Origin of the sequence: Fibrobacter sp. UWEL (genome assembly GCF_900142535.1) — a bacterium.
GTDB lineage: Bacteria > Fibrobacterota > Fibrobacteria > Fibrobacterales > Fibrobacteraceae > Fibrobacter.
Genome location: NZ_FRBE01000007.1, coordinates 105,043 through 117,467, shown reverse-complemented (window position 1 = coordinate 117,467; position 12,425 = coordinate 105,043). Strand labels below are relative to the sequence as shown.

The 12,425-nt window shown below is 47.3% G+C and carries 10 protein-coding genes; 3 read left to right on the top strand and 7 right to left on the bottom strand.

Annotated features, from left to right (window positions below; all coding sequences use genetic code 11):
* Positions 1–43: 43 nt before the first annotated feature.
* The 7 genes from bioD to BUB59_RS06385 all read right to left on the bottom strand — a co-directional run bounded on the left by bioD (position 44) and on the right by BUB59_RS06385 (position 9,094).
* A complete protein-coding gene (bioD, locus tag BUB59_RS06415) occupies positions 44–754 on the bottom strand; it encodes a dethiobiotin synthase (protein WP_073227284.1) in 711 nt (236 codons plus the stop codon).
* The gene (locus tag BUB59_RS06410) at positions 751–2,046 is read right to left on the bottom strand and encodes an aminotransferase class I/II-fold pyridoxal phosphate-dependent enzyme (protein ID WP_073227279.1); all 1,296 of its coding nucleotides are present in this window, start codon (positions 2,044–2,046) and stop codon (positions 751–753) included. Before BUB59_RS06410 ends, bioD begins: the two co-directional genes overlap by 4 nt.
* Positions 2,033–3,457, bottom strand: a complete 1,425-nt coding sequence (locus BUB59_RS06405; protein ID WP_200778805.1) for an ATP-binding protein — start codon at positions 3,455–3,457, stop codon at positions 2,033–2,035. The genes BUB59_RS06410 and BUB59_RS06405 overlap by 14 nt, the downstream gene beginning before the upstream one ends.
* Before the next feature lie 80 nt (positions 3,458–3,537).
* On the bottom strand, positions 3,538–4,911 hold the full coding sequence (locus BUB59_RS06400; protein ID WP_073227272.1) for a sensor histidine kinase: 1,374 nt from the start codon (positions 4,909–4,911) through the stop codon (positions 3,538–3,540).
* 2 nt (positions 4,912–4,913) lie between these two features.
* Positions 4,914–5,618 carry a response regulator transcription factor gene (locus tag BUB59_RS06395; RefSeq protein WP_073227424.1) on the bottom strand — a complete coding sequence of 235 codons (705 nt, stop codon included), beginning with the start codon at positions 5,616–5,618 and terminating at the stop codon, positions 4,914–4,916.
* Between the two features lie 70 nt (positions 5,619–5,688).
* Positions 5,689–7,950: an inorganic phosphate transporter gene (locus tag BUB59_RS06390; RefSeq protein ID WP_073227269.1), complete on the bottom strand. Its 2,262-nt coding sequence runs from the start codon at positions 7,948–7,950 to the stop codon at positions 5,689–5,691.
* Positions 7,951–8,092: 142 nt separating this feature from the next.
* The gene (locus tag BUB59_RS06385) at positions 8,093–9,094 is read right to left on the bottom strand and encodes an ROK family protein (protein WP_073227266.1); all 1,002 of its coding nucleotides are present in this window, start codon (positions 9,092–9,094) and stop codon (positions 8,093–8,095) included.
* Positions 9,095–9,429: 335 nt separating this feature from the next.
* Between BUB59_RS06385 and BUB59_RS06380 the strand changes: the two genes are divergently transcribed.
* The 3 genes from BUB59_RS06380 to BUB59_RS06370 all read left to right on the top strand — a co-directional run bounded on the left by BUB59_RS06380 (position 9,430) and on the right by BUB59_RS06370 (position 12,371).
* The gene (locus BUB59_RS06380; RefSeq protein WP_073227263.1) at positions 9,430–10,407 is read left to right on the top strand and encodes an ABC transporter substrate-binding protein; all 978 of its coding nucleotides are present in this window, start codon (positions 9,430–9,432) and stop codon (positions 10,405–10,407) included.
* A gap of 61 nt (positions 10,408–10,468) precedes the next feature.
* Entirely contained in the window at positions 10,469–11,533 is a 1,065-nt protein-coding gene (locus BUB59_RS06375) for an ABC transporter permease (protein WP_073227259.1), read from the top strand.
* A complete protein-coding gene (locus BUB59_RS06370) occupies positions 11,520–12,371 on the top strand; it encodes an ABC transporter ATP-binding protein (RefSeq protein WP_073227256.1) in 852 nt (283 codons plus the stop codon). Before BUB59_RS06375 ends, BUB59_RS06370 begins: the two co-directional genes overlap by 14 nt.
* The last annotated feature ends 54 nt before the right edge of the window (positions 12,372–12,425 follow it).

Sequence of the window (12,425 nt, the reverse complement as noted above, 5' to 3'; positions counted from 1 at the left end):
TGCTAGATCCTTCGCCCCTGCGGGCTCAGGATGACGTCGGGTGTTAAAATGGGGCGGTGCCGAGGTCGGTATCGCCTTCTTTAATTTTTGCCAAGATGGGAAGGCCTGTCATCTCTTGCATCATGAGGATGTTGTCGTCTTCCATCTGAAAGTTGCCACTCATGCCGTAGCGGTTCACGATAATACCGCGAATATCCAGGCCACGAGCGCGGGCGTACTCTACCGTCAGAACGCAGGCGTTGATACTGCCGAGAGCCGCTGTAGTGACAATCAGGAGGGGAAGTTTCAGTTCCTGCATGATGTCGGCTAGGAACAGCTTTTGCGGATTGCCTTTTGCGTCGGGCTTGTCGCAGGTGGGGGCTGCTGCGGGATCGTCGTAGCGGATGGGGCAAATGATGCCACCGCTACCTTCTACGAAGATGAATTTGTGTCGGGAGATTGCTGCGTCAAAATCTGCGCAGACCTTGGAAAGTTTCACCGGGTTGCCTTCCTTGCGGGCGGCCAGGTGGGGGGAGACGGCTTCCTTGTAGACGTAGCTGACAAGTTCTTCTTGAGTGTCGGGGAGATTGGCTATGGTTTTAACGTAGTCGGCATCGCCGGCCACCCATGTGCCGTTTCGCAATTCGGCTCCGCTGAGAGCTGCTTTGTAATAACCGGCATCAATTCCAGAATCGCGCCATTTTTTTACGAGAAGCGCGGTGACAAAAGTTTTACCGACATCAGTTCCAGTAGCTGTTACAAAATAACCTTTCATTTCAAAACCTCTGCAATCGCGTTGGCGGCGGATTCCAGTTCTTCTTTAGTATGTGTGGCCATGAGACTGGCGCGAAGTCTTGCCTGGCCTTTCGCTACGGTGGGGTAGCGGATGGCGGGAATCAGGATGCCTCGTTCCAACAGTGCGGCGGATGCTGCGAGTGCTGCGGCTTCGTCACCGATGATGATGGGAACGATGGCGGAAGTGGGTTCAAGTTCACTGAGCTTGCCGAAGTGAGCGTCCTGTTGGTCGCCGCCGAGGCGTACTCCTGCGTTCTTCAAAGCCTTGCAGAAAATTCTCACATTTTCCTGCAGCTGCTGCACACGTTCCGGATGATTTGCTATGAATCGCAGGTTGTTCGCGGCTACCTGGGCCATAGCCGGAGACATTGCCGTGGTGAAAATAAAACTGCGGGCCTTGTTTCGCAGGAAGTCGATGAGCTGTTGCTTGCCTGCCACAAAACCGCCCTCGCAGCCAACAGCTTTGCTTAAGGTTCCTACAGTAACATCCGCGTGTTCGCAGGGAATACCCTTGTCGTTAAAATGCTCTGCAAGACCGCGGCCTGTTTTGCCGATAACGCCAGTGGCGTGGGCTTCGTCAATCATGAGAAGGCAATTGTTTGCCTTGGCGATCTTTTGCAGTTCGGGCAAGTTGGCCAAGTCGCCATCCATGCTGAAGACTGCGTCTGTGACGATTAAATAACGAGCAGAGTATTTGACGCTGTTTGTCTGTTCAAATTCAGATGCCATATAGGCGAACTCTGCGCGGGCTTCATCAATGGCGCGCTGCAAATCTGCCATATCATTATGCTTATATACAAAGCACCTAGCCTTGGAAAGTCTAATGCCGTCAATAATGCTGGCGTGATTCAATTCATCGCTTAAGACGTAGCACCAACTTTCGTCGCCGTTTGCTCGAATTTGCTTGCTGCACAATGCAGAAATGACGCCTACATTTGCCATGTAGCCAGTGCCGAAAGTGATGGCCGCTTCCTCGCCTTTAAAGTTTGCGATGGTCCGTTCCAGCTCTTCGTGGGGAGTCTTGTTGCCGGTGGTCAGGCGAGCTCCACCGCTTCCCGTACCCCACTGTAAAACAGCGCCAGCCGCAGCCTGCTTCAATTCAGGTTCGTTGCACAAGTCCAGATAGGAATTGGAAGCCAAAAGTAAGGTGTCGCGCCCTGCAATCTGAACGCGGCTGGCTTCGGCACTTTCCAACAGTCGCATAGTGCGATAGGTGCTGTTTGCCTTCGCTTCTTCTAATGTTGTTTTGATGAATGTGTCAAAAGTTTTCATGTTCGTTATCAAAATTAAAATTGTTTATTTGCGAAATTGAATATAGAGGGACGATGGATACATTTCGTATAGTCTCGTTGTCCTCGTAATCTTTATATTGAATTTTTCCAAAATTCTCCAGGGAACATCGGAACCCTTGGATTAATTTTTTTTCGCGCATCATAATCCAAAGACTTTTCATACCACCTTGAGTACCTGCTTTTACTTCGATGGGAACTTGTATCCCATGATGAGGTTCTACGTAATCAACTTCGGATTCGCTATTTTTTTGTTTGCGAACCCAATAGAAAAGTTCATGCCTTTGGTGTGGGGGCTTGTTTTGCAACAATTCAAGGCCTGCAATCATCTCGGCTAGGGCTCCTTTATTTACGAGATCTGCGGCAGTTGTTGTTAAAATTTGTTTGGTGATTTCGGTGTTATTCCCCAAGGACATATTCATTAATCGCAGCTGAATTCCTGGATCTAAAATAAGGACCTTCCGAATGCCGAGATCGGCTTCGCTTCCTAGAGGAAGACCATTACAGTCTGAATGGACTGCTTGAATGATTAGTCCTGCAAGCGACAATAATTCTAGTGCCTCGCGAACTTTCTCGGCCTTGTATCCGCCGCCAACTTTTGAGTAGGTGAATTTTTGTGTGATTTGAAGAGCAGCGCTTCTAAAGGTTGCCCTCAATAGTTGGGGATTGACTTTTTTTTTGTATTTTGAAAAGTCATCTTCGTAGGTTACGATGATGTCGTCTTGAACAGATTGGCATTGTAAATAATCGCCTGTAGAAATCCATTTGACAACAGATTCGGGCATCCCGCCTACCATCATATAGGTTCTGAAAATATCGATGAACTTATTGTGTATGTGAGGGGGTAATGGATTGCTTGGAGATGCTGAATTCCTTATTTCTAGCAGAGATGAGTGACCGCATGCTTCGGCAAATTCGTCAAAGGACATTGGTCTCATCATTAGCGAGTGTATTCTGCCCACGCCATAGGTTGGAATTTCTCTTAAGGCAAATTCAAGTAAAGATCCCGCTGCAATCACATGGAGTTGGGGAAATTCTTCGTAAAAGAACCTTAAAGACATGATTGCATCGAGGCAGTTTTGTATTTCGTCAAAGAAAATGAGTGTTTCTTGCGGAATGACAGGGATGCCTGTCATGGCGGAGATTTGTGCGGTGATTCTTTTTATATCTAGATTATGTTGAAATACTGTTTTGAATTCTGGATTGCGTTCAAAATTAATGCAGATGTAGTGTTTAAAAGATTTGCCTAGATGGTCAATGGTGCTCGACTTGCCAACTTGCCTTGCTCCGCGTAGCAAAAGAGGTTTATGGGCGCTGGCTTTAACCCATTCTTGCAGGACTGCATCAATTTGCCGTTTAAAGTACATTTCAACCTTTTTGAAGATAATTTCCAAGGAATAAATATACAAAAATTAGACAAAAACCAAACAAATAATTCGTGGAAAATAGACAAAAGACAAAGAAATGATTGCTTTTATGGAAAACTCACCCGAATTTGCGTACCCACGCCTACGATGGATTTGAAGTCAATGGTGGCGTTGTGTACTTCGGCTACGTGCTTAACGATGGCGAGGCCTAGGCCTGTTCCGCCTGTTTCGCGGGAATGGCTTTTGTCCACCCTAAAGAATCTTTCGAATACTCGATCCTTGTATTCTTCGGGGATGCCGATGCCGTTGTCTATGACGGAAATGGAATTGCCTACAACAATGACATCCACTTTCCCATTTTCGTTGGTGTAGCGGATGGCGTTATCTACCAGGTTGTAGATCATCTCGAAAATCAGTTTTTCGTTGCCTTTGATGGTGTGATTGCTGGATCTGTCAACTGTGCCGACTTCACCTTGCAATGAAAGTTGAATATTCTTTTTGTTGGCGTTTATGGTTAAAAGCCCCACGCAATCAGTTGCGGTACTCCATAGGTCTACATCTTCGTCTAGATTGACGGTCTGTTTGCTAGGTTTATCTAGTTTTGAAAGGGTCAGAATGTCATTGGTGATGTTGAGCATTCGCTGGGCTTCTTTGTGGATTTTCCCTGCGAAACGTGCGGTGTCTTCGGGCTTTGCGATGCCTGCTTCCAGCATTTCGGCGTAGCCTGAAATTGTGGTGAGGGGGGTCTTTAATTCATGGGCCGCGTTGGCGGTGAATTCGTCTTTTAGACGGGTGGTTTTCTGTTCTTCGTCGTGAAGCTTTTCGATGGTAATGGCCAGTTCGCGATTCTTGTTTCGAATGGTTTTTATGAAGGGAGCGATTTCTTTGTACAGGCTTTCGTCTTCAAGGATTTCAGCGTCATCCAGTTTCTCCGAAAGTTTCTTGATGGGGCGAACAAAGATTTTACCCAGCCCGATTGCAATGAGAATTGAAACTGCAATAATGACGGCAATGAGGCCTAATAAATAAGGTGTCGTGCGGGAAACCACTTGCTGGATGTTTGCCTGTTTCATACCCAGTCTTAGGATGTTTCCGTCCGTCAATTTTACAGCGTAGTAGTAAACGCTTGCGTCCAACGTGGTGGAGTGTCGCACCCCTTCGCCGGAGCCTTCCTTAAAGGCTGCGATGACTTCGGGGCGACTCATGTGATTGCCCATGTTTTCTGCCTGGCCATCGCTTTCAAAAAGAACGTCGCCCTCTTTTGAAATAAGGGTGATGCGCAGGGAATCAGAGGCGAATTGCTTCAACTGGATTTCGGAATTTTGATCGTAGGCGGCTTCAATCAGGTGGGAATCCTGACGCAGTGCGCTGTGCATTTCGCTCACTAGAGTTTCTTCGAAAACTTTGGTAGAAAAATAGACTGCAAAGATTGTGGCGAGAATGCCAACGTAGCAAAGGCTTAAACTGATTCGGGCCTGCATAATTATGCCTCCGCTTTGTACCCGATGTTACGAATGGTCTTGATGATGTCACCGCAGTTGCCCAGTTTTTGACGGAGAGTCTTGATGTGCATATCTACGGTGCGAGTTTCCAATGTGAAATCAACGCCCCATACTCGGGTCATAATTTCCTGACGGGTAAAAACGTTGCCGGGCTTTTGCATCAACAGCTTTAGCAATTCGTATTCTTTGAAGGTGAGCTCGCAAGGGTTGCCGTTGATGGTGACTATGTGGCGGTTATCGTCTAATAGAATTCCGCCTACTTGCAAGGTGTTTTCTGTGCCGGGCGCGGTGGCTCCCGTAGCCGTATTTGTCGCACGTCGCAATAATGCCTTTACGCGAGAAATGAATTCCAGAATCCCGAAGGGCTTTGTAAGGTAATCGTCTGCACCGGAATCAAGACCTTTCACCTTGTCCAGCTCCGTACCTTTTGCAGTAAGCATCATCACAGGAATCTGACTGGTGTAGGACTGGGACCGCAATCTTTTCAGAATACTTAAGCCGTCTTCGCCGGGGAGCATTATGTCTAAAATGAATAGATCCGGCTTTTCGTTGTCCGTAGCAGAACTGCGGAGGTGTTCGTCCATGGCCTTGCCGCAGTCAAAGGCCGCCACTTCGAAGCCGGCGTTCCGCAGGGCGTACGTTTCCATTTCGCGGATTTCAGAATCATCTTCAACTATATAAATCATAGATTCTACGCTAAAATTATAAAGTTCGGGAGCGCCTAACAAGAGCGAAATGATGCACTTTACGTGGATTTTACTTTAAAACGGGTTCCGCTTTTTCAGTCATGAACTTTCGGCTGGATTTTGCGAAGGATGCGACTGCGTCTAGCATGGCCTTGGATTCGTACAGGATGGTCATGTAGATGATGGTGGTGCGGACCCCGGCGGAATCTACTTTCGGATTTTCATTGAACATCTGACTTTTGCGCTCGTCCAAGATTTTCTTGCTGAGTTCCTTAAGTTTGGTGCGGATTTCATCGCAGCGTTCGTAATCATTCTTGCTTACTAATTGTGCGGAGTCGTTGATGGCGGATTCTACATCGTAGGCGAAGCGCATTAACATTTTGCGTTTGTCATTTTCCATGGGGGAGAAACTGTTGTCTACGTGGTCCTTGCAGGGGGAACAAATTTGTTGGAGGCTGAAGAGCATTTCGCCCATAAAGTCGTTGGCCTGGTAAAGGAAAAAGTTTTTGTTTACCATATCTTCTTTTGCAAGCAGTTCGGTGCAGAAAGAGCCGTGGCGACGGTTGCGCTCGATGTGCTTCTTTAGGATTTTGATTTGCTTGTTGGCGGAGCGGAGACCGCTTAAATCTTCCCTCAAGAAACTGAAGAGAACGTTCTTGTAACATTCGGCGGTCCAGCTTAGAACTTCGCTCCATTCGCTGCGGCTGTACTCCTGGATGAGAGGGTACTTTTTCGTGTCGGGGCTTGCGGTGAGAATTTTTTCAAAACGTTCTGCGGTCTTGTCGGCGGCTTTGTCCCGCTTTTTGAAGTTGGCGTAAACGAGATAGGTTACAACAATTGCGATTAAACTGAACTTCGCCACGAAACCGCCGAAGAAGAGACCTACTGCAACGATTCCGCTGATGGCGAATGCAATGAATGCGGTGGCGAACCAGCCGCCAATAACGGAGAGTACGCCGGTAATGCGGTAGACTGCGGATTCACGGCTCCAGGCGCGATCGGCGAGGCTTGTACCCATGGCCACCATGAAGGTGACGTATGTGGTGGAAAGAGGCAACTTCAAGGAAGTTCCCAAGGCAATCAAGGAACTGGCTAGCATCAAGTTGACGCTGGCTCGCAATAAATCGAAGGCTGCATCTTTTTCTTCCAACTGGATTGCTTGGGTGTTGAATCGCGCGTTCATTGACTTGGAGACTTTTGCGGGGATTAGGGTTGATAATGCTTTGCCGATGGTGTGGCTTCCGCGGATCATTGCTCTTGCCACAGGATTGGTGCCGAAGATTTCTTCGGATTGTCCCTGGGCAGCAAGGTTCACAGAGGTTTTAATAACGTTGTGAGATTTCTTCGAAAAGATTAAAGCCAGAACCATGATGACACCGGCTGTCAAAAGCAAATACCACTGGCCAGGTTCCGATTGCAACAAGGCTTCCATGGTGTAAGTGTCGGGAGTGCCGCCATCAGCCATCAAGTGTTGCAACGAGGAAAGTCCTGCCAAAGGAACGCCTACGAAATTTACAAGGTCATTCCCCGCAAATGCAAGTGCCAGAGAAAAGGTTCCAAAGCCGATAATGACTTTCAAGACGTTGACGCCCGCAGTGTGGAGAATGTGGCTTAGTACGAAGAATGCGGCGAACATCCCCGCCAGAAGAAGGCCTTCGTTGCTTGCGATAAACTGCTTGTAATCGGCGCCTACAAAACTCATGTTCTTTAGGCCCTTGATCAGGATGAAGTAGAGAATGGATGTGAGAGAAAATCCGCCGAAGATGCCGATGAAATATTTCAGGTTCTTTTTGTAACCGAAGGTGAAAATCAGTCGGGTCAGGTATTGCACAATAGTGCCTACTGTAAAGGCAATGGCAACGGAAACGAAGATGCCCATAATGACGGACAAAGCCTTGCTGGTGTTAATCAGGTTTCCTAAGGCAAGGGAATCGTCGCCCGCCACTTTGATGCAGGCTACTGCAACGGATGCTCCCAGCAATTCAAAGACCATGGAGACTGTGGTGGAAGTGGGCATTCCCAGTGAATTGAAAAAATCCAGGAGAATCACGTCCGTCAGCATTACCGCCACGAAGATGGTGGAAAGTTCCGCGAAAGTGTAGTACTGCGGCTGGAAAATTCCGTGGCGGGCGATGTCCATCATGCCATTGCTGAAGGTGGCTCCCATAAACACGCCCACTGCGGCGAAAATCAGAAGGGTCCTGAATTTGAAGGCCTTGCTTCCGATGGCGGAATTCATGAAGTTGACGGCGTCGTTGGATACGCCAAGGAAAAGATCAAAGATGGCCAGCGTCAACAGCAGTGCCACCAGAATGATGTAAAGCGAAATCATGCTATTACCTTTTTTGCGTTTGTGTTAATCTGCGGCTATAAGGTAAATAGCTTGAGGGGGAAGGCACAAGGCCTATATAATGGGCTTTGCAAAGGTTTTATTTTCGCTTTACATGGATTTTACATGGGCTTCTTAAAAGTCTTTAAATTAAATGGTCAAGAGCAATGGAATATAAACCGGTGTAATATTCCGATTCTACCATAGGCTGAATTTTGATGTCGGGAAGTTGGCTGCGATTAAGGCTTGTTTTTAAGACATTTATAATGTCTTCCTTGTTCACTTCATTAGATAGGCCGCCTGTGATAACGATGGCAGATGGATCTAGAAATATAGTGGTGGCAACGGCTAGCTGCCCTATGATTGGCTGTGCATATTCAATGTCGCTGAAGGCGACTCGCTGACTTTCTTTTTTGAAATTGAAGGGGAAGAAAGAAAGCTCTCCTGCAAGATTTGATGACCCGCGAAGAATGTTCCCGTCGACAACGAATCCTCCCGCGGGAGTTTGTCCCTTTGGAAAAAAGAGAATGGCAATGTTGTCTACGTTTGTATTCTCGTCGCTTTTGGAATAACCTAGCGCGATGGTGTTCATGTCGTTTTCGACTATCGTGGTGATTCCTGTTGCGGATTGTATTTTGTTAGAGACGTTGATTCCGATTAAATTTGAAAAATCGGAGAATTCCAAGACGCCGTTGTTGATGCACCCTTGGATTCCTAGTACGATGACTTTGATGAACTTTTCGGGAACGCATAGTTTTTTGATATAGTCAACCAGGGTGTCTATACTGAGACTCTTCTCTTGGATTACGCCGGTGTCTTTGATGTTTCCAGAAATGTCTCGGATTTGATATCGTAGATAGCAGAAATCGCTCTCCTTGTACATGTATGCGCAGAGGGCGTTGCCTGTATTTTCGCTAAAACGGTAACTCACGGCGGGGCGACCCCCGTTGGAAAGTCTTTGTGTTTCTTCGATAATGGTCCCTGATGCGGCGAGCTCGTTAAGGATCGCGCCGCAAGTGACGACGCTCAGTCCTGTAAGTTCAGCTACTTCTGGCTTGGTGGCGGATCCTTTCTCCAAAATGGCTCTTTTTACGCTGGCCACATTTATTTTCTTGATTTCTGTCGAAGAGTGAATTTCCTTAACCATTTATTTCCTTTAACGTCTATTCTTTCTCGTATAGCGAAAAATATGCCACTTTACAAAATGTGTTTGTTTTGGTGCGTTTTGACCAAAAACGATCTTTTTTGAAGAAAATAAGTGGGCAAAATCAGGAAAAACTGAAGATCTTGTTTACATAAAATGGAAAATAAAAAGGTGTTTTATAAAGTGCCTTTACAAAGCGTGAGGCTACCGAAATCTTATCTCTTTGATACGAAAGTGTAAAACTGGCGAAATCTGTAAAATAACGCCGTTTTTTGTTTTTTGGCACGGCATTTGCATTTATGGAAACGAAAAAAACAATTCACCTAAAGAGGTTTCCTATGAATATTTCCAAGTTCTTGATTGCAGGCGTTATGGCTTTGGCTGCAACCGTTTACGCTCAGAAGCCTGTTCTGAAGATTGCCTACAGCGATTGGCCGGGTTGGACCGCCTGGGAAATTGCCGAAAAGAAGGGCTTCTTTAAGAAGCACGATGTGGAAGTAAAGTTGGAATGGTTTGATTACGGTCCGTCTATGGATGCTTTCGCTGCCAAGAAGGTGGATGCTGTGGGTGTTGCTAACGGTGATGCCATGGTGCTGAACGCTACCGGCGCCCGTAACGTGACCATCCTGATCAACGACTACAGTAACGGTAACGATAAGATTGTCGGTGCCCCGGGAATCAATTCCATCAAGGATTTGAAGGGTAAGAAGGTTGGCGTTGAAATTGGCTGCCTTTCCCACGCTCTTTTGATTAACGCTCTGCAGAAGAATGGCTTGAAGCCTTCCGAAGTGACTCTGGTGAACATGCCCACCCATCAGGCTGTACAGACTCTGGAATCCGGTGAAGTTGCCGCTGTGGTGGCATGGGTTCCCCATTCTGTGAACGCTCTTGAAAAGGTGAAGGGTTCCAAGGAACTTTACACCAGCGCCAACGAACCGGGTATCATTTATGACTTGCTGGTTGTTTCTCAGGAATCCCTCATGAAGAACAAGGCTGAATGGGCCAAGGTGGTGGCCGCCTGGGATGACGTGGTGGCTTATTTGAAGGACCCTGCCAACAAGGATGAGGCTGTTAAGATTCTGGCTGCCCGCGTGGGTATTTCCGAAGCTCAGTATTCGAAGTTCATGGGCGGCACCAAGTTCTTGAGCCTCAGCGAATCTGTGAAGTATTTCAAGAAGGGCGAAGGTTACAATTCCATTTATGGTTCTTCCAAGATTGTAGACAAGTTCTTCGTAGATAACAAGGTGTATGACAAGAGTGTTGATGTGAATCGATTCATCATGCCTAAGTTCACCGAAGACGCTCTGAAGAAGTAATTCATTTGGCAAAAATCGCGGGGGTTGCGCCCCCGCAAAACCTTAATGTTGTGTGGATCAAATGACTAATCCTGTTGGAATTCAAAAGACTGTCGGAAAGAAATGGACTATGGTTTTGGCCATTCTTTCCTTTGTGATTCCCCTGGCTACCTGGAGCGTGATTAGCTATGTGCCTTTTGTGTATCACCCGCTGATGCGCGTGGTGGACGCTGGCGATAGCATGTTCTGTATGCCTGGTGATGAAATTGATCGTGCCAACTTCGCCGAAGAAAACAAGAACTTGGTTGAAGCTGGTGAAAAGCCCATGACCGGCGTTCGCGCCAACCCTGCTTACCTGCCGGCCCCTCACGAAGTGGCCAAGGCCTTGGTAACGGCTTTTACCACGGAACCCAAGCGCGATGGCGATGTATGGTTCTACCAGAGCATCCTCCATTCCGTAAAGATTGTGTTCCTGGCCTTCTTCCTTTCGAGCCTTGTGGGCGTGCCCATGGGCATGCTTTCTGGTGCCATTCCTTTCTTCGAAAAACTGACTGGGCCCTTCATTGAATTCTTCCGCTATTTCCCGGCTCCGGTTTTTGGCGCTTTGGCTGTTGCCATCCTTGGCATTAACGATGCTCCGAAAATCGCCATCATTATCATCGGTACTTTCTTCCAACAGGTGCCTATGATTGCGGCAACCACCCGTCGTGCCGATGGCGCCTTGATTGAAGCGGCTCGTACTTTGGGTTCTTCTCCCAAGCGTATTCTCTTCAAGGTAATTCTCCCTGAAATTGCTCCCAAGATGTACAAGGACATGCGAATCCTCTTGGGTTGGGCATGGACCTATTTGATTGTCGCTGAAGTGGTGGGAACAAGTTCCGGTATTACTTGGTTCATAAATCAGCAGGCCAAGTATCGTAATTTCGATAACGTCTATGCTGCCATTGTGATTCTTGGAATTATTGGTCTTGGCTGCGACCTGATTTTGGCATGGCTGGGCAAGAAGATCTTTGCCTGGGAAGATGGCCGAGTAGGCGTAGGTGCAAAGATTAAGAATGAAGTTTTTGGACCGAGAGAAAATGTTTTCTCCTTCCGTTTGACTGCAGAAGAAAAAGCTCTGAAGGAGAAGAACAATGGCCGACTCTAAGATTATTTCCCCTGCCGAAGATATTATTCTGGAAGCCCGCCACATTGTAAAGGACTTCGAGGAAACAAACGGCTCTGGTACTCATCGCGTTTTGGACGATGTTTCCTTTGGTGTGCGTCGTCGCGAATTCCTCTCTATTATTGGCCCTTCTGGTTGCGGTAAGTCTACTTTGATTCGCATTGCCGCAGGCCTTGAAACAGCAACCTCTGGCGAATTCTATCTGGACGGTAAGAAGGTAAAGGGTACCAGCGCCGAACGAGGCATGGTATTCCAGAAGTATACGCTTTTCCCCTGGATGTCTGTGAAGAAGAACGTAATGTTCGGCTTGGAATCCATTGGCTACGGCGGCGAAGCTGAAGAAATTGCCGAACAGTGGCTGCAGATTGTGGGTCTCGAAAAGTATGGCGAATACTTCCCAAAGCAGCTTTCTGGCGGTATGCAGCAGCGAGTTGCAATTGCCCGAGCTTTGGCCCCGCAGCCCCGCGTGCTCTTGATGGATGAACCTTTCGGTGCCCTTGATGCACAGACCCGCTCCCAGATGCAGAAGTACTTGCTGGAAGTGTGGAAGAACATTGATATCACCATTATCTTCGTAACTCATGATCTTGATGAAGCTGTTTTCCTGTCTGATAGAATCTTGACGCTGCAGGCAAACCCCGGCAAGGTGAAGGAAATGGTGGATGTTCATTCTGTTCCTCGTCCCCGTAATAAAGATAGCTTCTTGCTGCCTGAGTTTATCGAAAAGCGTAAGCACATTGAAAATCTGATTCACCCGCCCAAATTGGTGGAAGAACCCGAAGAAGAATTCAAAATCGTGAACATGATCGCCAAGAAGTAAATCGCGATCAAAACTGCGCAGGAGCGCAAAAAAGAAATTCAAAAAATGGAGTCC

Excerpts from the sequence above, each read along its gene's own strand:
- BUB59_RS06400 (WP_073227272.1), bottom strand. The coding sequence starts at position 4,911 with ATGCAGGCCCGAATCAGTTTAAGCCTTTGCTACGTTGGCATTCTCGCC.
- BUB59_RS06395 (WP_073227424.1), bottom strand. The coding sequence starts at position 5,618 with ATGATTTATATAGTTGAAGATGATTCTGAAATCCGCGAAATGGAAACG.
- BUB59_RS06385 (WP_073227266.1), bottom strand. The coding sequence starts at position 9,094 with ATGGTTAAGGAAATTCACTCTTCGACAGAAATCAAGAAAATAAATGTG.
- BUB59_RS06390 (WP_073227269.1), bottom strand. The coding sequence starts at position 7,950 with ATGATTTCGCTTTACATCATTCTGGTGGCACTGCTGTTGACGCTGGCC.
- BUB59_RS06410 (WP_073227279.1), bottom strand. The coding sequence starts at position 2,046 with ATGAAAACTTTTGACACATTCATCAAAACAACATTAGAAGAAGCGAAG.
- bioD (WP_073227284.1), bottom strand. The coding sequence starts at position 754 with ATGAAAGGTTATTTTGTAACAGCTACTGGAACTGATGTCGGTAAAACT.
- BUB59_RS06375 (WP_073227259.1), top strand. The coding sequence starts at position 10,469 with ATGACTAATCCTGTTGGAATTCAAAAGACTGTCGGAAAGAAATGGACT.
- BUB59_RS06380 (WP_073227263.1), top strand. The coding sequence starts at position 9,430 with ATGAATATTTCCAAGTTCTTGATTGCAGGCGTTATGGCTTTGGCTGCA.
- BUB59_RS06370 (WP_073227256.1), top strand. The coding sequence starts at position 11,520 with ATGGCCGACTCTAAGATTATTTCCCCTGCCGAAGATATTATTCTGGAA.